The organism is Blastochloris tepida, from assembly GCF_003966715.1.
Lineage (GTDB): Bacteria > Pseudomonadota > Alphaproteobacteria > Rhizobiales > Xanthobacteraceae > Blastochloris > Blastochloris tepida.
This window is the reverse complement of the sequence record NZ_AP018907.1, coordinates 2659820-2681529: the sequence shown is the minus strand read 5'-3', so window position 1 is coordinate 2681529 and position 21710 is coordinate 2659820. Positions and strand designations below refer to the sequence as shown.

At 69.0% G+C, this 21710-nt stretch carries 19 protein-coding genes; 13 read left to right on the top strand and 6 right to left on the bottom strand.

Annotated features, from left to right (window positions below):
* Positions 1-9 precede the first annotated feature (9 nt).
* The 8 genes from BLTE_RS12230 (at position 10) to BLTE_RS12195 (ending at position 10150) form a co-directional block, all read left to right on the top strand.
* On the top strand, positions 10-678 hold the full coding sequence (locus tag BLTE_RS12230; RefSeq protein WP_126400977.1) for an LON peptidase substrate-binding domain-containing protein: 669 nt from the start codon (positions 10-12) through the stop codon (positions 676-678).
* An 81-nt stretch (positions 679-759) separates the two neighbouring features.
* Positions 760-990, top strand: coding sequence for a Trm112 family protein (locus BLTE_RS12225; RefSeq protein WP_126400976.1), 231 nt, complete (start codon positions 760-762; stop codon positions 988-990).
* A 2-nt stretch (positions 991-992) separates the two neighbouring features.
* Positions 993-1913 carry a glycine--tRNA ligase subunit alpha gene (locus tag BLTE_RS12220; protein WP_126400975.1) on the top strand — a complete coding sequence of 307 codons (921 nt, stop codon included), beginning with the start codon at positions 993-995 and terminating at the stop codon, positions 1911-1913.
* A 237-nt stretch (positions 1914-2150) separates the two neighbouring features.
* Positions 2151-2750 carry a cysteine hydrolase family protein gene (locus BLTE_RS12215; protein WP_126400974.1) on the top strand — a complete coding sequence of 200 codons (600 nt, stop codon included), beginning with the start codon at positions 2151-2153 and terminating at the stop codon, positions 2748-2750.
* Positions 2751-2753: 3 nt separating this feature from the next.
* On the top strand, positions 2754-5204 hold the full coding sequence (gene glyS, locus BLTE_RS12210; RefSeq protein WP_126400972.1) for a glycine--tRNA ligase subunit beta: 2451 nt from the start codon (positions 2754-2756) through the stop codon (positions 5202-5204).
* A gap of 686 nt (positions 5205-5890) precedes the next feature.
* A complete protein-coding gene (gene ppdK, locus BLTE_RS12205) occupies positions 5891-8569 on the top strand; it encodes a pyruvate, phosphate dikinase (RefSeq protein ID WP_126400970.1) in 2679 nt (892 codons plus the stop codon).
* Between the two features lie 286 nt (positions 8570-8855).
* On the top strand, positions 8856-9212 hold the full coding sequence (locus BLTE_RS12200) for a hypothetical protein (RefSeq protein WP_126400968.1): 357 nt from the start codon (positions 8856-8858) through the stop codon (positions 9210-9212).
* Positions 9209-10150 (top strand): ArgK/MeaB family GTPase, encoded by a 942-nt coding sequence (locus BLTE_RS12195; protein ID WP_126400966.1) that lies wholly within the window; start codon positions 9209-9211, stop codon positions 10148-10150. The genes BLTE_RS12200 and BLTE_RS12195 overlap by 4 nt, the downstream gene beginning before the upstream one ends.
* A 12-nt stretch (positions 10151-10162) precedes the next feature.
* On the opposite strand, the gene BLTE_RS12190 is transcribed toward BLTE_RS12195, so the two are convergent.
* The 5 genes from BLTE_RS12190 to BLTE_RS12170 all read right to left on the bottom strand — a co-directional run bounded on the left by BLTE_RS12190 (position 10163) and on the right by BLTE_RS12170 (position 14031).
* On the bottom strand, positions 10163-10504 hold the full coding sequence (locus tag BLTE_RS12190; RefSeq protein ID WP_126400964.1) for a cysteine-rich small domain-containing protein: 342 nt from the start codon (positions 10502-10504) through the stop codon (positions 10163-10165).
* An 83-nt stretch (positions 10505-10587) separates the two neighbouring features.
* Positions 10588-12069 carry a cobyric acid synthase gene (locus tag BLTE_RS12185; RefSeq protein WP_197723297.1) on the bottom strand — a complete coding sequence of 494 codons (1482 nt, stop codon included), beginning with the start codon at positions 12067-12069 and terminating at the stop codon, positions 10588-10590.
* A gap of 107 nt (positions 12070-12176) precedes the next feature.
* Positions 12177-12713 (bottom strand): alpha-ribazole phosphatase family protein, encoded by a 537-nt coding sequence (gene cobC, locus BLTE_RS12180; RefSeq protein ID WP_126400961.1) that lies wholly within the window; start codon positions 12711-12713, stop codon positions 12177-12179.
* Positions 12713-13552, bottom strand: coding sequence for an adenosylcobinamide-GDP ribazoletransferase (gene cobS, locus BLTE_RS12175; protein WP_126400958.1), 840 nt, complete (start codon positions 13550-13552; stop codon positions 12713-12715). The genes cobC and cobS overlap by 1 nt, the downstream gene beginning before the upstream one ends.
* Complete coding sequence (locus tag BLTE_RS12170) at positions 13513-14031, bottom strand: bifunctional adenosylcobinamide kinase/adenosylcobinamide-phosphate guanylyltransferase (protein ID WP_126400956.1); 519 nt, start codon at positions 14029-14031, stop codon at positions 13513-13515. The genes cobS and BLTE_RS12170 overlap by 40 nt, the downstream gene beginning before the upstream one ends.
* Before the next feature lie 268 nt (positions 14032-14299).
* On the opposite strand from BLTE_RS12170, the gene bchE reads away from it, so the two are divergent.
* A complete protein-coding gene (bchE, locus tag BLTE_RS12165) occupies positions 14300-16000 on the top strand; it encodes a magnesium-protoporphyrin IX monomethyl ester anaerobic oxidative cyclase (protein ID WP_126400954.1) in 1701 nt (566 codons plus the stop codon).
* 199 nt (positions 16001-16199) lie between these two features.
* Here the strand turns inward: bchE and BLTE_RS12160 are convergent, their stop codons facing one another.
* Positions 16200-17069, bottom strand: coding sequence for a 4-(cytidine 5'-diphospho)-2-C-methyl-D-erythritol kinase (locus BLTE_RS12160; RefSeq protein ID WP_126400952.1), 870 nt, complete (start codon positions 17067-17069; stop codon positions 16200-16202).
* Between the two features lie 204 nt (positions 17070-17273).
* On the opposite strand from BLTE_RS12160, the gene BLTE_RS12155 reads away from it, so the two are divergent.
* The 4 genes from BLTE_RS12155 to BLTE_RS12140 all read left to right on the top strand — a co-directional run bounded on the left by BLTE_RS12155 (position 17274) and on the right by BLTE_RS12140 (position 21682).
* Positions 17274-18941, top strand: a complete 1668-nt coding sequence (locus tag BLTE_RS12155) for a tetratricopeptide repeat protein (protein WP_126400950.1) — start codon at positions 17274-17276, stop codon at positions 18939-18941.
* Positions 18942-19046: 105 nt separating this feature from the next.
* A complete protein-coding gene (locus BLTE_RS12150) occupies positions 19047-20477 on the top strand; it encodes an FAD-binding oxidoreductase (RefSeq protein ID WP_126400948.1) in 1431 nt (476 codons plus the stop codon).
* A gap of 237 nt (positions 20478-20714) precedes the next feature.
* Positions 20715-21242 (top strand): hypothetical protein, encoded by a 528-nt coding sequence (locus BLTE_RS12145; RefSeq protein ID WP_126400946.1) that lies wholly within the window; start codon positions 20715-20717, stop codon positions 21240-21242.
* A complete protein-coding gene (locus tag BLTE_RS12140) occupies positions 21239-21682 on the top strand; it encodes an NUDIX hydrolase (protein ID WP_244599979.1) in 444 nt (147 codons plus the stop codon). Before BLTE_RS12145 ends, BLTE_RS12140 begins: the two co-directional genes overlap by 4 nt.
* Positions 21683-21710 lie beyond the last annotated feature (28 nt).

The window sequence follows — 21710 nt, the reverse complement described above, 5'->3', positions numbered from 1 at the left end:
GCGGTTCCGATGGGCAGCAACGTTGCCTACCGCACCCCCGACGACCTGCCGGAGGTGATTCCGGTCTTCCCGCTGTCCGGCGCGCTGCTGCTGCCGCGCGGCCGGTTGCCGCTCAACATCTTCGAGCCGCGCTATCTGGCGATGGTCGACGACGCGCTGAAGGGCGCGCGGCTGATCGGCATGATCCAGCCCGACGAGACCCGCGCCGCCTCGCGCAGCCGGCCGGCGCTCTATTCGATGGGCTGCGTCGGGCGCATCACCCAGTTCGCCGAGACCGGCGACGGCCGCTATCTGCTGTCGCTCACCGGCATCGCCCGCTTCCGCGTCGAGGAGGAGATGAGCGTCGTCACCCCCTACCGCCAGTGCCGGGTGACCTATCCGTTTGCCGGCGATTTCGTCGCCGACGCCGGGGCAGAGGAGGTCGATCGCGAATTGGTGCTGGAGACGCTGGCCGAGTTCCTCGACGCCAACGACCTCAAGGCGGACTGGGAGGACATCAGCAAGGCGCCGACCGAATTGCTGGTCAACGCGCTGTGCATGATCTCGCCCTTCGGCGCGGCCGAGAAGCAGGCCATGCTGGAGGCGCCCGATCTGCCGGCGCGCGCCGACGTGCTGGTCGCCGTCACCCGTTTCGCGCTGGCCCGCAACGGCGACGACGGCGAGACGCCGTTACAGTAGGATATCCGCTCCCCCTGTCGGACGCGGCGCGCTCGGGCTAGAAGTGCTCGGGCCGCAGGGCCCTTTCGAAGGATCGCATCCATGACCGACCAGCCCGCCACGCCGGAGACCCCGGCCGCCGAGACGCCCGAGCGCCGCACCGGCGTCGATCCCAAGCTCCTGGAAATCCTGGTCTGCCCGGTGACCAAGGGGCCGCTGGAGTACCAGCCGGGCGCCAACGAGCTGATCAGCCGTTCCGCGCGCCTCGCCTATCCGATCCGCGACGGCATCCCGATCATGCTCGCCGAGGAAGCGCGCAAGCTCGAAGGCTGAAGCTGATGACCCTGCCGCCGCACATGCGCCCCGACCGTTCGTTCCAGGGGCTGATCCTGACGTTGCAGACCTTCTGGGCGGACAAGGGCTGCGTCATCCTGCAGCCCTACGACATGGAGGTCGGCGCCGGCACCTTCCACCCCGCCACCACGCTGCGCGCCCTCGGCCCTCGGCCGTGGAACGCCGCCTACGTCCAGCCTTCGCGCCGGCCCAAGGACGGCCGCTATGGCGAGAACCCCAACCGGCTGCAGCACTATTACCAGTTTCAGGCGATCCTGAAGCCGTCGCCGCCCGACATCCAGGATCTCTACCTTCAGAGCCTCAAGGCCATCGGCATCGACACCGCGCTGCACGACGTGCGCTTCGTCGAGGACGACTGGGAGAGCCCGACGCTCGGCGCCTGGGGGCTCGGCTGGGAGTGCTGGTGCGACGGCATGGAGGTCAGCCAGTTCACCTACTTCCAGCAGGTGGCGGGCTTCGAGTGCTCGCCGGTGGCGGGCGAGCTCACCTACGGTCTTGAGCGCTTGGCAATGTACGTCCAGGGCGTCGAGAACGTCTACGACCTCAATTTCAACGGCCGCGACGGCGCCGAGAAGGTCACCTATGGCGACGTGTTCCTGCAGGCCGAGCAGGAATACTCGCGCCACAATTTCGAGCATGCCGACACCGACATGCTGTTCAAGCAGTTCGAGTTCGCCGAGACCGCTTGCCGCAAGTATCTCGAAGCCGGCGACAAGGACGAGCGCCATGAGATGGTGCTGCCGGCCTACGACCAGTGCATCAAGGCCAGCCACACCTTCAATCTGCTCGATGCCCGCGGCGTGATCTCGGTCACCGAGCGCCAGAGCTACATCCTGCGTGTCCGCGAACTGGCCAAGGCCTGCGGCGCGGCGTGGCTGAAGACGGCCGGCGGCGGCGCCTGAGGGGTGGTTCGGCGGCGTTCGGATGTTTCGGGGCACGCTTGCCCCCCACCCCTGACCCCTCCCCACCATTCGCTTCGCTCATGGGGGGAGGGGAAAGAAGGCGTTTCTTCCCTCTCCCCGCGAGCACCGCGCGTGACGGGGAGGGGTCGGGAGTGGGGGGAACTCCCGTCACCCGCTCTTGCCCAAACCGCGTTTCGATGGAATGTCGAGCCACTGCCAAACAGGAGCCGAGGGCCGATGACCGCTCCCCGCACATTGCGTGACCTGGTCGGCGCGCCGAGCGTGCCGCCGCGGCTGGCCGATGCCGTCGTGGTGGTGGTCGACGCCCAGCGCGAATATGTCGATGGTCACCTGCCGCTCGTCGGCGTCCATGAGGCGCTGGCGCGTCTCGCCGACGTGCTGGCCGCCGCCCGCGCGGCCGGGGCGCCGGTCATCCACGTCCAGCATCGCGGCGCGGCCGGCGGGGCGTTCGACCCGGCCGGGCCGGGCTTCGCCTTCGCCGATCCGGCGGCGCCGGTCACCGGCGAGCGGGTGGTCGAGAAGACGCAGCCCAATTCCTTCGCCGGGACCGATCTGGCCGAGGCGGTGGCCGAGACCGGCAGCCGCCAGATCGTGCTGGTCGGCTTCATGACCCATATGTGCGTCTCGACCACCGCGCGCGCCGCGCTCGACCACGGCCTCGGCGTCACCGTGATCGCCGACGCCTGCGCCACCCGCCATCTGCCCGATCCCACCGGCGGCCCGGTCATTCCGGCGGCCGAGATTCACCGCGTCGCCTTGGCCGAGCTGGCCGACCGCTTCGCCATCGTCTGCCGCGCCTCCGACCTCAAGCGCTGAGCCATGCCCGATCTTCTGTTCGAACTGTTCTCCGAGGAGATTCCCGCCCGCATGCAGCCGCGTGCGGCCGAGGATCTCAAGTCGCTGGTCACCAATGCGCTGGTCGAGCGCGGCCTCACCTATGAGGGCGCGAAGGCCATCGCCACGCCGCGGCGGCTTGCGCTCACCATCCACGGCCTGCCGGCCCGCCAGCCCGACGTGATCGAGGAGAAGAAGGGCCCGCGCCTCGGCGCGCCCGAGGCCGCCATCCAGGGCTTCCTCAAGTCCGCCGGGCTTGCCGACATCGGCCACGCCAAGGTGGTGAGCGATGCGAAAAAGGGCGAGTTCTACGTCGCGGTGATCGAGAAGCCCGGCCGCGCCACGCTCGACGTGCTGGCAGAGGTGCTGCCCGCGATCGTGCGCGCCTTCCCCTGGCCGAAGTCGATGCGCTGGGGCGGGGGCAGCTTGCGCTGGGTGCGGCCGCTGCACTCCATCGTCGCTACCTTCGGTCCCGAAACCGAGGAGCCGGAGATCGTGCCGTTCGAGGTCGACGGCATAAGGGCCGGCAACGTCACCTACGGCCACCGGTTTCTCGCGCCCGGCCCGATCACGGTCAGGCGCTGGGACGATTATCTGACCAAGCTGGAGGCCGCCAAGGTGGTGGCCGACCCCGAGCGGCGCCGCGCCATGATCCTGCACGACGCCCGCAATCTGGCGTTCGCGCAGGGCTTCGAACTGGTGGAGGACGCTGGCCTCCTGGAGGAGGTCTCCGGTCTTGTGGAGTGGCCGGTGGCGCTGATGGGAACGTTCGACGCGGCGTTCCTGACGATTCCCCCTGAGGTGATCCGCGCCACCATCCGCGCCAACCAGAAGTGCTTCGTGCTGCGAAAAGGCGAGGGGCTGGCCAACCGCTTCATCCTGGTGTCGAACCTCATCGCCTCCGATGGCGGCGCCGCCATCATCGCCGGCAATGAGCGGGTGATCCGGGCGCGGCTGTCGGACGCCAAGTTCTTCTACGAAACCGATCTGGCGAAAAAGCTCGAGGAGCGGCTGCCCAAGCTCTCCGAGATCGTGTTCCACGCCAAGCTCGGCACCCAGGGCGAGCGCATCGAGCGCATCGAGCGGCTGGCGGCGGAGATCGCGCCGCTGGTCGGTGCCGATGTCGAGAAAGCCAAGCGCGCGGCGCGCCTGTGCAAGCTCGACCTCGTGACCGAAGTGGTCGGCGAGTTCCCAGAAGTCCAGGGCCTGATGGGCAAGTATTACGCCCTGGCCCAGGGTGAGGATGCGTCGGTCGCCGCCGCGATCGAGGAGCACTACAAGCCGGTCGGTCCCTCCGACCGCGTGCCGACCGATCCGGCCTCGATCGCGGTGGCGCTGGCCGACAAGCTCGACACGCTGGTGGGCTTCTGGGCGATCGACGAGAAGCCGACCGGGAGCAAGGATCCCTATGCGCTGCGGCGTGCGGCGTTGGGGGTGATCCGGCTGGTGCTGGAGAACGGGCTGCGGCTTGCTCTTGTCGATGTGCTTAAAGGGACTTTTGTTTCCTTAATAGATCTTGGACTTCAACAATGTCGAGGTGGGTTCGAAAGTCTTGCTCCTTTCCAGGATCCGGAGACTTCAGAGTCTGCCGGGCCTTCGTGGAGTGATTCAAAGTATCGTTCCATTCTGAATTCTGATGGTTTCCTTGATCGCTCTGATGCGGATATCGGCATGCATCAGATCGGTGATCCGGATCTCAGCCCAGAAGACGGAGACGATGAAACCTATCGTAGAAGAGCGGCTGCATACGAAGAGTTGATCCGTCGTCTGCGTCTCCTTGATGAAGTGCGTTTTTCTTTTGCGTTTGACGATATCGAATCCCCCCCTGAAGAGAGGAAGTCGTCTGTCAAGCGCGCGGTTGATGTCCTTGAGCGGGATGAATTTGGACGAGCGGTGCTTCGGAACATCACTTCAAATCTCCTCTCCTTCTTCGCCGATCGCCTGAAGGTCCAACTCCGTGACCAGGGCGCGCGGCACGATCTGGTCGATGCGGTGTTCGCGCTGGAGGGCCAGGACGACCTCGTGCTGATCGTCCGCCGCATCAATGCGCTGGCCGCCTTCCTCGACACCGACGACGGTAGGAACCTGCTGGCCGGCACCAAGCGCGCCGCCAACATCCTGCGCATCGAGGAGAAGAAGGACGGCCGCACCTTCGACGGCACCCCGGACCCGGCCCTCTTCGCCCAAGACGAGGAGCGGGCGCTGGCCGCTTCCATCGAGACCGCCAAGGCGGATGCGGCCGCCGCCGTCGCCGCCGAGGACTTCGCCGCCGCCATGGGTGCGCTGGCCCGCCTGCGCGGTCCCGTCGACACCTTCTTCGACAAGGTGACGGTGAACGCCGACGATCCCGCCGTGCGCGAGAACCGCCTGAAGCTCCTGAACGAAATCCGCGCCGCCACCCGCACCGTGGCCGACTTCAGTCGCATCGAGGGCTGACCGGCCGCGTTCGATCGCTTGGGTGGTCTGCCGGCCGGCGGTCGTGTTCTTCCCTCTCCCCTTGCGGGAGAGGGTGCCGAGCGATCCTTGGATCGCGAGGCGGGTGAGGGGTGAATCTTCCGGCATGCGCCGAGCGTACCCTCACCCGGCTCGCCCTCGCTTCGCTCGGTCTCACCACCCTCTCCTGCAAGAGCCTGCGCCCGGGCGCGCGCAAGCGCGGCCCGGGTGGGAGAGGGAAGGAAGAAGGCGCGCAGCTCTGGCGGCCGCTCCGCCGGCAATGGCGGGTCCCCAGCCATGCCGGCGGGAAATTCAGCCGGCTTCAATCGCCGATTGGCGGCACCGTGCGCGCGAATGGATGCGACTGCGACCACCCTGCGTCGCTACGGCCGCACCGGCGAAGGCTGAGTCTTCTTGCCGCAATGCAGTCGATGTTGCACAAAGGCTTGGCCTTTCGGGCGACCCGCCGGCCGGCCGCGCGCCAGCCAACGGACCAACCCGGGCCGGACGTTCTTCATGCGGTTTCCGGTCGATCGTGCCGGAGGCCGCATCCCACTGCACGCGGGCTGTCGCGTCCAAAAATTTAACTGCTCCGAACGGACGCGTCTCGAGGTCTAGAGTTTTCGCATTCTCTTTCGCAAAGCGGGTCCAGGTTTGCGGAGAATGCTCTATCGCGAGGGGAAGGCGACATGGCGAAATGGGTTTACAGCTTCGGCGGCGGTTCCGCCGAGGGCAAGTCCGACATGAAGAATCTGCTCGGCGGCAAGGGGGCCAACCTCGCCGAGATGGCCAATCTCGGCATGCCGGTACCGCCGGGCTTCACCATTACCACCGAAGTCTGTACCTATTACTATGCCAATGGCCGGCAATACCCGCCGGAACTGCGGGACCAGGTCGAGGCCGCGCTGCTGCGCGTCGGCGAGATCACCGGCCGCGGCTTCAACAATGTCGAGAACCCGCTTCTGGTGTCGGTCCGCTCCGGCGCGCGCGCCTCGATGCCCGGCATGATGGACACCGTGCTCAATCTCGGCCTCAACGACGTCACCGTCGAGGCCCTGGCCAAGTCTTCGGGTGACCGCCGCTTCGCCTTCGACAGCTACCGCCGCTTCATCACCATGTATTCCAACGTCGTGCTCGGCATCGATCATGACGTGTTCGAGGAGATCCTCGAGGAGTACAAGCACGCCAAGGGCTACGTTCAGGACACCGACCTCAACGCCGCCGACTGGGAGGAGATCGTCGCGCGCTACAAGACGCGCGTCGGCGAGGAGCTCAAGGCACCCTTCCCGCAGGACCCCTATGACCAGCTCTGGGGCGCCATCGGCGCGGTGTTCGGCAGCTGGATGAACCAGCGCGCCATCACCTACCGCCGCCTGCACTCCATTCCGGAGAGCTGGGGCACCGCGGTCAATGTCCAGGCCATGGTGTTCGGCAACATGGGCGAGACCTCGGCCACCGGCGTCGCCTTCACCCGCAACCCCTCGACCGGCGAGAACAAGCTCTATGGCGAGTTCCTGATCAACGCCCAGGGCGAGGACGTGGTCGCCGGCATCCGCACGCCGCAGGAGATCACCGAGGAGGCCCGCATCGCCGGCGGCTCCGACAAGCCGTCGATGGAGACGGTGATGCCCGAGGTGTTCAACCAGTTCGCCATCGTCGCCCAGACGCTTGAACACCATTACCGCGACATGCAGGACATGGAGTTCACCGTCGAGCGCGGCAAGCTGTGGATGCTGCAGACCCGCACCGGCAAGCGCACCGCCAAGGCGGCGCTGCGCATCGCCGTGGAGATGGCCGAATCCGGCATGATCAGCAAGGACGAGGCGGTGCTGCGCATCGATGCCGCCTCGCTCGACCAGCTTCTGCATCCCACCATCGATCCCAAGGCGCCGCGCACCGTGCTCGCCACCGGCCTGCCGGCCTCGCCCGGCGCCGCCGCCGGCGAGATCGTGTTCAACTCGGACGAGGCCGAGGCGCTGAAGGGCCAGGGCAAGCGGGTCATCCTGGTCCGCGTCGAGACCTCGCCGGAGGACATCCACGGCATGCACGCCGCCGAGGGCATCCTCACCACCCGCGGCGGCATGACCTCGCACGCCGCCGTGGTGGCGCGCGGCATGGGCAAGCCCTGCGTCTCCGGTGCCGGCGCCATCCGCGTCGATTACGCCGCCGGCACCATGACGGCGGGCGGCAAGGTGCTGAAGAAGGGCGACTTCATCACGCTCGACGGCGGCACCGGCCAGGTTCTGCTGGGTCTGGCGCCGATGATCGAGCCGGAACTGTCCGGCGAGTTCGCGACGCTGATGGCCTGGGCCGATGCGCGCCGCGCGCTGAAGGTCCGCACCAATGCCGAGACGCCGGCCGACGCGCGCACCGCGCGCGCCTTCGGCGCCGAGGGCATCGGGCTGTGCCGCACCGAGCACATGTTCTTCAACGAGCAGCGCATCCTGGCGGTGCGCGAGATGATCCTCGCCGACGACGAGGCCGGCCGGCGCGCCGCGCTCGCCAAGCTCCTGCCGATGCAGCGCGACGACTTCGTCGAGCTGTTCGAGATCATGAAGGGCCTGCCGGTCACTATCCGCCTGCTCGACCCGCCGCTGCACGAGTTCCTGCCGCACGGCGCCGACGAGATCGCGGAAGTGGCCAAGGAGATCGGCGCCGATCCGCAGAAGCTCGATGCCCGCGCCAACCAGCTCAAGGAATTCAACCCGATGCTGGGCTTCCGCGGCTGCCGTCTGGCGGTGGTCTATCCCGAGATCGCCGAGATGCAGGCGCGCGCCATCTTCGAGGCGGCGGTGATCGCCGGCAAGAAGACCGGCCAGCCGGTGGTGCCGGAGGTGATGGTGCCGCTGGTCTCAACCAAGGCCGAGCTCGATTTCGTCAAGAGCCACATCATCGAGATGGCCAAGCTGGTCGAACAGGAGACCGGCACCAAGCTCGACTACCACATCGGCACCATGATCGAGCTGCCGCGCGCGGCTCTGCGTGCCGGCGACATCGCTGCCAGTGCCGAGTTCTTCTCGTTCGGCACCAACGACCTGACGCAGACCACCTTCGGCATCTCGCGCGACGACGCGGCGCTGTTCCTCGACAGCTACACCGCGAAGAACATCTTCCCCGGCGATCCGTTCGTGTCGATCGACCAGGATGGTGTCGGCGAGCTGATCCAGATCGCCGCCGAGCGTGGCCGCAAGACGCGGCCGGACATCAAGCTCGGCATCTGCGGCGAGCATGGCGGCGATCCGGCCTCGGTGGTGTTCTGCGCCAAGACCGGGCTCAACTACGTCTCGTGCTCGCCCTTCCGCGTGCCGATCGCCCGCCTCGCCGCGGCGCAGGCGGCCATCGGCGCGGCCACCTCCGGCACGGCGTGAGGGCTCGTCACCATGAGGGCTCGCGCCCTTGACCTCATCCTGAGGAGGTGGCGAAGCCATCGTCTCGAAGGATGAGGGCGCCGGCGCCGCCTCTTCTTCCCTCTCCCCTCGTGGGAGAGGGTGCCCGAAGCGAAGCTGAGGGCGGGTGAGGGGCAAGAGGCGTTATCGTCTCGCCGTTACCCCTCACCCGGCTCGGATGTCGCTTCGCTCCATCCTCGCCACCCTCTCCCGCAAGGGGAGAGGGTGGCGTCGCGCCTGTCACCGGCGCGCTTGTCCGATGTGATCCATGCGCTGGCTGCCCACCAAACCCGTCTATCCGCCGCCGAAGTTCCGCACGCCCGAGCCGCCGCGGCCGCCGGTCTCGCCGCGCGTGCTCACCTGGTGGTTCGGCGGCATGGCGATCCTCGGCATCGCGTTTGGGCTCAATGCCGGCGCGACGCCCGGCGGCTTCGATCCCGACCAACTCTATGAGCTGTTCGCGCTGGGCTGCCTCGCGCTGATCGCGCTTCGGCTGTCGGTGCGCCGCCCGCTCACCGAGGTGATCAGCGGCCGCGCCATCGTCATCGGCTGCGGCGTGGCGCTGGCCGGCTTTCTCGGCGCGCAATGGCTCGCCATCCAGATGTTCGCGCAACCCGCACCATGACGCTTCCCTCGCTTTCCGACATCGCCGCCGGCGGCAAACGGGCGCTGTCGCGCGCGCTCGCCGCCATCGAGACCCATGCCGGCGAGCCGGCCTTGGCCGCGCTGCTCGACGAGGCCTGCCGCGCCGCCCGCGGCCACGTTCTGGGCCTCACCGGCCCGCCCGGCGTCGGCAAGTCGACCCTCACCAATGCGCTGATCAAGCACTGGCGCGGCAGCGGCGAGACGGTGGGGGTGATCGCCGTCGATCCGTCCTCGAAGCGCACCGGCGGCGCGCTGCTCGGCGACCGCGCCCGCATCGTCACCGATCCCGAGGATCGCGGCATCTTCGTGCGCTCGATGGCGGCGCGCGACCGGCTCGGCGGCCTGTCCGACCAGACGGTGGCCGCCATGGTGATGATGCGCGCGATCTATGACCGCGTGCTGATCGAGAGCGTCGGCATCGGCCAGTCGGAGACCGACATCGCGTTTGCCGTCGACACCGTGGTGCTGTGCATCCAGCCGGGCTCGGGCGACTCGCTGCAGTTCATGAAGGCCGGCGCCATGGAGGTGCCGGACATCGTGGCGGTGACCAAGGCCGACATGGGCGCGCCGGCCCAGCGCGCCGCCAATGATGTCAAGGGCGCGCTGACGCTCTACACCGGCCATGAGGACTGGCCGGTGCCGGTGGTGCTGGTGGCGGCCGGCCGTGGCGATGGCCTCGACGCGCTGACCGAGGCGGTCGAGCGCCACCGTGCCCATCTCGCGGCCGGCGGGCGGCTCGCTCAGCGGCGCCTCGCGCAGGAGGCGGCCTGGGTGGAGGAGGGCATCCGCGCGCATTTCGGCGCGGTCGGGCTCAAGGCCGCGGCTGCGATCGACGCCGGCCCCGCCGGCCCGTTCGGCCGCGAACTGGCGATCGCGCGGGTTCTGTCGGCCCGCCTGGAGGGCGGTCATACGGGTTGAGCGGCGGGGCGATCACCCCCGCTCCGTCTCGTCCTCGCGCGGGCGCTGGACCGGCGGGCTGGTCTGCTCGTGGCCGTCCCAGACCACCGGCCGCTCCAGCCATTTCTGGATGAAGTTCCACGACTGGCGATAGCCATTGTGCGGCAGGGTGCAGTCCGAGCAGTCCTTGCGCTTCAGCCCGTGCTTGTCGGTGAACACCTTGTAGGGGCCGGGGCACTCATAGGCGATCAGCGGGCAGTAGCAGAACAGGCAGTTGAACTCGCGCTCCACCCCCTTGTGGCAGGGGTAGAACGGGCAGGCCGTGTTGGTGAAACCCTTGAAGGCCTCGTTGTAGGTAGTGTCCTTGGGCTCCATCGCGCCTCGTGTCCGCTCCCGGTCCGCTGGTTGGGTGTCGTTCCGAAATGGGGCGGATGCCGGCCGGTTCAACCGGCCGGGCCCTATCGCGCCAGCTTCAACAGCGCGTCGAGGTCGAGATTGGCCTCGACATGATCGGCCAAGGCTTCGAGCGCGGCTTCGGTGCGCGCCTCGAAATCGAGCGCGGAGGCCTGCGCCCCCACCGTCGTCAGCCAGTGGGCGCGAAAGGCGTCCGAGCCGAACAGGCCGTGGACGTACGCGCCGGTGACGCGGCCATCGGACGACACCGCGCCCTCGGGCCGGGCATTCGCGCCATTGCCCAGCATCAGCCAGGGCTTGTCCAGGCCCGGGCCAATGGTGCGGCCCATGTGCATCTCGTAGCCGGTGACGCGCTGGCCGGAGATCCGGTCGGTCACGTCGAGGTCGATCAATTGCTTGTCCGGGGTGATCTCGGTCTCGACATCGAGGAGGCCGAGCCCCGCCGTCTCGCCGGCCGGGCCTTCGAGCCCAAGCGGGTCGCGCACCACCTTGCCCAGCATCTGGAAGCCGGCGCACAGCCCCACCACCCGGCCGCCGTGGCGGACATGGGCGAGGATGTCGACGTCCCAGCCCTCTTTCCGCAGCACATTGATGTCGGTGCGGGTGGCCTTGGAGCCGGGCAGGATGATGACGTCGGTGTCGGCCGGGATCGGGTTGCCCGGCTGCACGAATTTCAGCGACACGCCGGGCTCGGCGGCGAGCGGGTCGAGATCGTCGAAATTGGCGATGCGGGAGAGCCGCGGCACCGCGACATTGAGTCCCCGCCCGCCAAACTCGGCCGGGCGCTCAAGCGCCAGCGAATCCTCGGCCGGCAGGCGGTCGGCGCGGTCGAACCAGCGGATCACGCCGAGGAACGGCCAGCCGGTATGCTCGGTGATTGTCCTGCAGCCGGGCTCGAACAGCGAGAAGTCGCCGCGGAACTTGTTGATGATGTAGCCGACGACGCGGGCGCGGTCGGCCTCGGACAAAAGCGCGTGGCTGCCGACGATCGCGGCCATGGTGCCGCCGCGGTCGATGTCCGACAGGATCGCCACCGGCAGGTCCGCCGACTCGGCGAGGCGCATGTTGGTGATGTCGCTTGAGCGCAGGTAGACCTCGGCGCCCGAGCCCGCGCCCTCGACGATGACGAGGTCGGCCTCCGCCTGCAGGCGGCGCAAGGAGTCGAGCACCGCCGGCATCAAGGCGTGGCGCATCTTGTGATAGATGCGCGCCGGGCAGTTGCCGAGCACCCGGCCGCGCAGCACCACCTGCGAGCCGATGTCGGTCTGCGGCTTGAGCAGCACCGGGTTCATGTGGATCGAGGGCGGCACCTTGCAGGCGCGCGCCTGCAGCGCCTGGGCCCGGCCGATCTCGCCATGGGTGACCGCGCCGTCCGGCCCGGGATCGCAGTCGGCGGCCACCGCGGCATTGTTGCTCATGTTCTGCGCCTTGTAGGGGCGCACGATCAGGCCGCGGCGGGTGTAGGCGCGGCAGAGCGCCGCCACTACCATGCTTTTGCCCACGTCCGAGGCCGTGCCCTGGATCATCAGGGTGCGGGCGCGCTTCGGCAGGTCGGCGGGGGCGGGGGTGAAGACGACGTCGGCGAGGGACTGGGTCACGCGGGGGCACTCGGGCTCGAAGGGGGTGGCGCTTGCTACGAGACCGCGCCGGCCGGGGCAAGCGTGACAAGGTGGACGCTGCCGGGCGGGGCGTCGATGGAGAACGCCTCCGTCAAGGCAAGGCCGCGGGCGAGAAGCGCGCGGATGACGCCGGCATGGGTGATGGCGGCAACCGGCGCATCGCCATGGCGGCGCGTGATGTCCTCAGCGAAGGCAGAGGCGCGGCCGGCGAGTGCGGCGAAGGTCTCGCCGCCGGGCGGGGCAAGGGTGACGAAATCGCCGCACCAGGCGTCAAGCTCGGCGCGCGGAATGTCGTCCCAGCGCCGGCCTTCCCACTGGCCGAAATCAAGCTCGTGCAGGCGGTCGTCGAGCACCGGCGCGGGATGAAGTTGCGCCGCCAGCGCCCGGCAGCGGGCGGCCGGGCTCGAATAGACCGCGGCGATCTCGGCCGGGAGCGCGCCACGCACCGCCTCCGCCTCGTCCGCGAACGTCGCGGCCAGGCCGGCCTCGAAGCGGCCGTAGCAAAGGCCCGCGACGCCTTGAACCTGGGTGTGGCGCACCAGCACCAGCATCAATGTGCGCCCAGCACCACCGAGCCCAGCACCGCGAGCAGGATCGCCAGCTCGGTCACCTGCTGGGTGGCGCCCAGGCAATCGCCAGTATAGCCGCCGAGGCGGCTGTTGAACGTGGCGACGCAGCCGGTCCAGGCCAGGGCGCCGGCCGCGAACGCCGGCAGGATGGCGGCCGCCGGCAGCAGGATCAGCGGCACGATGGCAAGCCCGACCACCAGCACCAGCCGGTCGCCCTTGAGGTCGCTCACCATCGGCCGGGCGCGGCTCGCATCGGTGCGGGCATAGCTCAGCACCGCCATCACCATGGCGCCGAGCCCGCGGCTGAAGGCATGGGCGGCGATCAGCGCCACGGCGGCGACATCGGCCGGCAGGGCGGCCAGCGCCTGCCATTTCAGCCCGACCAGCAGCACCAGCCCGATGGCGCCGAACGCGCCGATGCGGGAATCGCGCATGATGTCGAGCATGCGCTCGCGGGTTGCGCCGCCGAAGCCGTCGCACACGTCGATGAAGCCGTCCTCGTGCTGGGCGCCGGTGAGCACGACGCCGCTGGCCAGCGCCAGCCCCGCCGCGACGCCGGCCGGCAGCGCCAGCGACGCCAGCGCATAGATGGCGGCCGCGACGAGGCCGACGCCGACCCCGATCAGCGGCCAGTAGCTGGTGGCGCGCCGCCAGTCGTCGTCGGCGAACGGCGGCAGCGGCGGCAGGGGAATGCGGGTGAAATAGATCACCGCGCCGAGCAGCGCCCGGCGCTCGCGCGCGAACGGGCTGTCGGGGAGGGGGGAGGGATCGGTCTGCAGGGTCATTTCAGGCGCACCGGGCAGCCGGCGACGATCAGCCATGCCTCATCCGCCACGGCTGCCGCGCGCTGGCCGAGCACGCCGACCAGATCGCGGAAGCGACGCAGGGAGGCGTCCATCGGCACCGGACTCCAGCCGATCTCGTCGCCGACGAGGATGACGGGAAAGGGCGCGGCCCTGAGCGCGGCAAGCTCCGTCTCCCAGGCGGCGAGGATGTCGTCGTCCGCCTGCTCGAAGCGCGTTGCCGTCCACAGCACCACGCTGTCGATGACGGCGCCGGCCGGCGCCGGGGCGAGGGCCGCGAGCGCCGCCGCCACGCGCTCCGGCGCCTCCAGCGTGCGCCAGGAGGGCGGGCGCTCGGCCTGATGCCGGCGCACCCGCTCGGCCATCTCGGCGTCGGTAGGATCGACTGGATAGGTGGCGACGAACACCACGCCGTCGCCCCAGCTTTGGGCGATCTCCACCGCCCGCCGGCTCTTGCCGCTGCGGGTGGGGCCGGTCAGGTATGTCAGATGGCCCATCGCCCCTCGACTTCTGCGCTTGCGGCTCCGGCGCTTGCGGATGGGCCGCAAGCCCGCACCCTTCGGCCACGAGGCCGGCTCGGTCAGCAACGTCACCGCAAGCGGCGAATTGTCCATCCGACGTGACACGGATGAGGCCGCGCCCGTGGAAAGCGCTGTTGACACCTGTTTGCCACGCACATACCAACGCCCCCGTCAAAAAGCACTCCCGCCCCACCGCCTCGATGGCCGGGGGCCGGTTTGGGGTATCGCCCCCGCGGAGGCTCGCATGCGGATTGTGCTCGTCCATCCCAACTATCACTCCGGCGGCGCCGAGATTGCCGGCAAATGGTCGCCGGCCTGGGTCGCCTATCTGGCCGGCTACCTGAAGGCCAACGGCTATTCGGACATCCGCTTCATCGATGCGATGACCGATAATCTGACGGACGACGAGCTGCGCGCGCAGCTTACGGCGTCGGGGGCGGACATCGTCGGCACCACCGCCATCACGCCGGCGATCTACAAGGCCGAGCGCGTGCTGCAGATCGCCAAGGAGGTGAACCCGAAGGTGGTCACCGTGCTCGGCGGCATCCACGGCACCTTCATGTACCAGCAGGTGCTGATGGAGGCGCCCTGGATCGACGCCGTGGTGCGCGGCGAGGGCGAAGCGGTGATGCTGAACCTCGCCCGGGCGGTCGACGAAGGCCGCTGGCCCGACTGCCGCGGTCAGGTCGCCGGCATCGCCTATGCCGACGGCACCAAGGTGATCGCCACCCAGGCCGAGCCGCCGATCCGCGACGTCGACACCATCGTCGCCGACTGGGGCATCCTGGACTGGAACAAGTACATCTACATCCCGACCGGCACCCGCGTCGCCACCCCCAATCTCGCGCGCGGCTGCCCGTTCACCTGCAGCTTCTGCTCGCAATGGAAGTTCTGGCGTGACTACCGCGTCCGCGACCCCAAGAAGGTGGTCGACGAGATCGAGGAGCTGGTCACCAAGTACAAGGTCGGCTTCTTCATCCTGGCTGACGAAGAGCCCACCATCAACAAGAAGAAGTTCATCGAATTCTGCGAGGAGATGATCAAGCGCAATCTGCCGGTGCAGTGGGGCATCAACACCCGCGTCACCGACATCATGCGCGACGAGGAACTGCTGCCGTTCTACCGCAAGGCCGGCCTCGTCCACATCTCGCTCGGTACGGAAGCGGCCGCGCAGCTCAACCTCGACATCTTCAACAAGGAGACCACGGTCGGCCAGAACAAGCGGGCGATCGACCTCCTGCGCAACGCCGGCATCGTCACCGAGGCCCAGTTCATCGTCGGTCTCGAGAACGAGACCGCCGAGACGCTGGAGGAGACCTACCGCATGGTCCGGGACTGGAACCCGGATATGGCCAACTGGTCGATGTACACGCCCTGGCCGTTCTCCGACCTGTTCAAGGAGATGGGCGACAAGGTCGAGGTGTTCGACTTCGAGAAGTACAACTTCGTCACGCCGATCATGCGCTCGAAGGCGCTCGACCGCGCCGAGTTGCTCGATCTGGTGATGAAGAACTATCGCCGGTTCTACATGAACAAGGCGCTGTTCGGCTACATGTGGGAGCGCGACCCGCTGCGGCGCAGCTACCTCGTCGGCTGCCTCAAGGCGTTCCTCAAGAGCGCGTTCGAGCGCAAGTTCTACGACCTCGGCAAGCGCGGCTATTGGGGTCCGCTGTCGAAGAAGTTCCTCAAGTTCGAGTTCGACAACTCGCGCAAGCTGGCGGATGCGCCGATCGCCCAGCAGTCGGCCGACTGGAAGAGCGCGCCCAAGCGCAAGCAGGACACCGCGGCCGCGACCACCGCGGCGGCGGTGGCCGAGATGCGCGCCTGCGGCGGCTCGACCGAGCAGATGGACGACATCGTCGTGCCGCCGGCCGAGAAGATCATGGCCTGCGGCGGCGGCACCCAGCAGCTGCCGGAGAACGAGCCGGTCGCCAAGGTGCACTGAGCGCGCCGCATACGTCGGACGCACAATTCCGCAATGGCCGGGCCTCGTCCCGGCCATTGTCGTTCTGGCGCCCGGTTGCAGCCAGTGTCTGGTGCTGGAGTCGATGAATGGCCCCGTCGCCGTTCATCCACGGCCAGGGACGGGCGCCCCGGCGCAGTCCGCGCAGGGCGGCTTCCAGCTTTTCCGAAATTGTTCCGGGTCAGCGCAGCAGGGTCGCCCGCGCCCACCAGCCGGGATGGGCGGCCCGCAGCTTTGCTGCCGCCCGCGAGGCATCGCGCGGCGTGGCGTAGAGGCCGAACACCGTGGCGCCGGAGCCCGACATCCGCACCAGCCGCACCCCGGCGGTCGCCGCCACCGCCTCGATCGCCGTGCCGACCTCCGGCGCCAGCGCCCGCGCCGGCGGCTCAAGGTCGTTGCGCAGCCCGGTCAGCGCGGCGATCAGCGCCTCGCGCGAGCCGGGAATGCGGTCCTCGGCGGGATGGTCCGAGCCGATGTCGGTTCCGGGCGGGATGGCGAGCGCCCGGAACACCCCCACGGTTGCCACCGGCACGCCGGGATTGACCAGCACCGCCGGCAGCGGCGGCAGGGCCAGCGGCGGGCCGAGGTCATGGCCGGTTCCGCGCATGATGCGGGCGCAGTGGGACAGGCAGACCGGCACGTCCGCGCCGGTGGCGCAGGCGGCGGCGTAGAGCCGCCGATCGTGCGGCGCCAGCCCGTTGGCGCGGGCGAGAAGCCGCAGCGCGGCGGCTGCGTCGGCCGAGCCGCCGCCGAGCCCGGCCGCAACCGGCAGCCGCTTGGTCAGCACGAACCGGCCGGCGGTCAGGCCTGGGACCTCGGCGGCGAGCGCGCGCGCCGCCTTCAGCACCAGATTGTCGTCCTGCGGGCCGGCCTTGGCGGCGGTCGGCCCGGCGACGTCGAGCGCCAGCGGCCCGTCCGGCTCCAGCGTCAGCGTGTCGCCGAATCCGGCGAACACCACGAGGCTTTCAAGCATATGCCAGCCGTCGCTGCGGCGTCCGGCGACGTGCAACGTGAGATTGATTTTGGCTGGGGCGCGGTCGATGTATGGCATACGGGCGCCCGATGAACCGCAATTTTGCGGCGGGTTCAAGAGTCTTTTACTGCGACGGGCCGCAACCTTGCCGGCGCCGGGGAAAGCGTCCATTCTCCGCGCAACTGGCCGGACTGTCCGGCAACAGAGGATTCCTCCTTGACGAAACTTGGCCGTTTGGTGGTCGCTGCCCTGGTCCTGTCGTCGGTTGCGGGGGAGGCAGCGATGGCTCGCCCGCAGATGGCCCAGGGTGGCGGTACCGAATTCGTGTCGCTGTCCGGCGCCTATCTCGCCGGCCGCCTTGCCGGGACGCTGCGCGACAATGCTGCCGCGACCGATTATTTCAAGGCTGCGCTGAAGGTCGATTCGAAAAGCCCCGAGGTCGTCGAGCGCGCCTTCCTGGTGATGCTCGCCCAGGGCGACATCAACGACGCCGCCAACCTTGCCGAGCGGCTGGTGCAACTGGACCGCCAGCACCGCATCGCCCGCCTCGCCATCGCGGTACGCGCCATCAAGGCCAAGCAGTACCAGACGGCGCGCGCCCAACTCGCCCAGTCGGTGCGCACGCCGATCGCCGACCTCACCGCGACGCTGCTCGCCGCCTGGACCGCCTATGGCGCCGGCGACATCAAGAGCGCGATCGAGCTGCTCGACCGGCTGCAGGGGCCGGAATGGTACGCCACCTTCCGCGATCTGCACGCCGGGCTGATTCTCGATCTCGCCGGCCAGAAGAAGGAGGCCGGCAAGCGGCTGGAGCGCGCCTACAAGACCAGCCCGACCGAATTGCGGGTGGTGGATGCCTATGGCCGCTGGGCCTCGCGCAACGGCCAGCGCGAGGTGGCGCTCGACGTCTATCGCGGGTTCGACAAGCTGCTGCCCAAGCACCCGCTAGTGGTCGAGGCGATGGAGACGCTGGAGAAGGGCAAGAGCCTGCCGCCGCCGGTGCGCTCGGCCCAGGAGGGGGCGTCCGAGGTGCTCTATGGCCTCGGGGCCGCGCTCGCCCGCCAGGGCGGCGAGGATCTCGGGCTGATCTATCTGCAGTTCGCGCTCTATCTCACGCCGCAGCATCCGCTGGCGCTCTTGTCGCTGGCCGACCTGTTCGAAACGCTGAAGAAGCCGGAACTGGCGATCGAGGTCTATGAACGCGTCCCCGAATCGTCGCCGCTGAAGCGCAATGCCGAGATCCAGCTTGGGCTCAATCTCGACCAGCTCGACCGCACCGACGAGGCGCGCGAGCATCTCGAGGCGCTGGTGAAGGACGATCCCGAGGATCTCGACGCGGTGATCGCGCTCGGCAACGTGCTGCGTGGGCGCAAGCAGTTCGAGGAGGCGGCCAAGGTCTACACCCAGGGCATCGACAGCCTGGAGAAGCCCGAGCGTCGCAACTGGATGATCTATTATTTTCGCGGCATCTGCTACGAGCGCTTCAAGGACTGGCCGAAGGCCGAGGCCGATTTCAAGAAGGCGCTGGAACTCTACCCCGATCAGCCGCACGTGCTGAACTATCTCGGCTATTCGTGGGTCGACCAGGGCGTCAATCTCGAACAGGGCATCGAGATGATCCGCCGCGCCGTGCAGCTTCGGCCGGACGACGGCTACATCGTCGACAGCCTGGGCTGGGCGCACTATCGGCTCGGCCGCTTCGAGGAGGCGGTCGACGAGCTGGAGCGCGCCATCGAGCTGAAGCCGGACGATCCGGTGATCAATGACCACCTCGGCGACGCCTATTGGATGGTGGGCCGCAAGCTGGAAGCCCTGTTCCAGTGGAGCCACGCCCGCGACCTGAAGCCCGAGCCTGACGATCTGGTGAAGATCGAGGCCAAGCTGAAGAACGGCCTGCAGATCCCGGCCAAGCCGAAGGCGGAGAACGACAAGGTCCGCAGCGGCGGCTGATCCGCCGCTCCGGGCTGCCCGCCCCCTCTGTCCGGTGGCGGATGACGGTGCCGTCATCGGGACCGGCTATGGCGCCAGTGTCCACCGCGCCGCTAAGCTGGGAGCATGACCGTCTCGCCCGACAGCCGCCTGCCCGCCGCCCTTCTCGACCGCCTCGCCGCTTTGGTTGGGCCGCGGCACGTCCTGGTCTCGCCCGACGACACCGCGTCCTATCTGACCGAGAGCCGCGGCCTCTATGCCGGGCGGGCGCTGGCGGTGGTGCGGCCGGGCTCGACCGATGAGGTCGCCGCCGTGGTGCGGTTGTGCCACGAGACCGGCACGGCGATCGTGCCGCAGGGCGGCAATACCGGCCTCGTCGGCGGCCAGATCCCCGACGATACCGGCCACGAGCTCGTGCTGTCGACGCTGCGCCTCGACCGCATTCGCGAACTCGACCTCGAATCGGCGACCATGACCTGCGAGGCCGGCGTGACGCTGAAGCGGGCGCAGGATGCGGCGGCCGAGGCCGGCCGGCTGTTTCCGCTGTCGCTCGCCGCCGAGGGCACGGCGACGATCGGCGGCAACCTCGCCACCAATGCCGGCGGCACCCAGGTCATCGCCTACGGCAATGCCCGCGACCTCGTTCTCGGGCTGGAGGTGGTGCTGGCCGACGGCCGCGTGTGGCGGGGCCTGCGCAAGCTGCGCAAGGACAATACCGGCTACGACCTGCGCCATCTGTTCATCGGCGCCGAGGGCACGCTCGGCATCATCACCGCCGCCGTCCTCAAGCTCTTTCCGGCGCCGACCGCCGTCGAGACGGCGCTGATCGGCCTCGACTCGCCGGCCGATGCCCTGGCGCTGCTCGGCCTCGCCCAGGCGCGGGCCGGCGGCACCGTCACCAGCTTCGAGCTGATGGCCCGCATCTGCCTCGATTTCGTGCTCGCCCATATTCCGGGTACGCGCGATCCGCTGGCCGGGACGCATCCCTGGTACGTGCTGCTGGAGGTGTCCTCGCACGGCGGGGCGGAGCTGCGAGGCCGAATCGAGGACTTGCTGGCCGAGGCGCTGGAGCGCGGCCTGATCGCGGATGCGGTGGTTGCCGCGAGCCTCGATGCCCGCGCCGGGCTGTGGCGCCTGCGCGAATCGATCCCCGCCGCCCAGAAGCCGGAGGGCGGCTCCATCAAGCACGACGTCTCGGTGCCGCTCACCGCCGTGCCGGCCTTCCTGGCCGAGGCGACGGCGGCCGTCGCCGATCTCATGCCGGCGGCGCGTCCGGTGCCGTTCGGCCATCTCGGCGACGGCAACATCCATTTCAACATCACCCAGCCGCCGGGCGCCGACACCGCCGCCTATCTCGCCCGCTGGGAGGAGGTGAACGCCCTCGTCCACGCCATCGTGATGCGCCACGGCGGCTCGATCTCGGCCGAGCACGGCATCGGCCGGCTGAAGCGGGGGCTGTTGCCCGGCATCAAGGATCCGGTGGAGCTCGATCTGATGCGCGCCATCAAGCGCGCGCTCGACCCGGACGGCCTGCTCAATCCGGGCAAGGTCTTGTGATACGGTTTCCGGCTGATCGAGCCGGAGAACCGTATTCCGATCGCCGAAAATCCCGGTATCGAGACTCTCTTGAGGACCTGGGGTTTTCGGCGAGTCCGTTTCCGGTATCCCGAAGGGATCAACCGGAAACCGTGTGAAAGACAGCCGCTGGATTGTCGCGCCGCCGCGCATTATCCGGATGTTTAACGATCAGGCCGATGATCGCCGGTCAGTTTCGACCACACACCAGTCCGACCGATGACCCTGGCTGAGCCAAACCACACGGATGCCTCCGCGCCGCGGCTCGATCCGGAGCGCCTGAGGGCGGCCAATCTCCACCCCGAGACCGGGCTCGCCACCGACTATCTGAACCGCTTCAACGAAGCGATCATGCTGCTCGAACTGGTGCCCGACGATCCCGGCTGCGCCGAGGAACTCGCGCACTGGGAGCCGGCGGACTATGTGCAGCACTTCTCCCGCTCCAGCTTCAAGGCGCGCGATCTCGCGATAGAGGCCTATCACCGGGCGCCGGCGGTGCTGCGCCACCGGCTGAACGAGATCGGCGCCACCATGACCGACATCATCGTCCAGGCGCGGGCGGCGCTGGCCGCCGGCCCGGCGGAGGACGAGGCGCGGGCGCTGGTCGAGGCGGCGCTGGCCGACCTCAAGGAATATTTGTCGGAGGCGAGCGCCGTGATCCACGGCAAGCCGCTGCAGGAGGCTGCCTCCACCCGCGAGACCCAGGACGGGGTGGACGCCCTGTTCGCCGATCCGCCCGCGCGGTGAGCGTCTCCCGTTATTATCCGGCAGCGCCCGTGCTGGGCGCCAGCGCGGCGATCTTCCGCAACGGCCGCATGCTGGTGGCGCGCCGCGGCCGCGCCCCGATGGCAGGGCTGTGGAGCCTGCCTGGCGGCGGCGTGGAAGTGGGCGAGACGCTGCACGAGGCCGTCCGCCGCGAGGTGCGCGAGGAGATCGGCTGCGAGATCCGGCTTTGCGCCTTGATCGGCCATGCCGAGATCATCCACCGCGATCCGGACGGCCGAGTCGCCCGCCATCTGGTGGTCGCCTGCTTCGCCGCCGAATGGGCGGCCGGCGAGCCGGCGCCGAGCGCCGAGGCGCCCGAGATCGCCTGGGTCGACCGGGAGCAGCTCGCCGCCCGCCCCACCACCGACCGGCTGGACGAGCTGGCCGCCGCCGCGGCCGCGAGCCTCGGCGTTCCCTGGTAGGACCTTGGACCAAGGAAGGGCCTCGGAC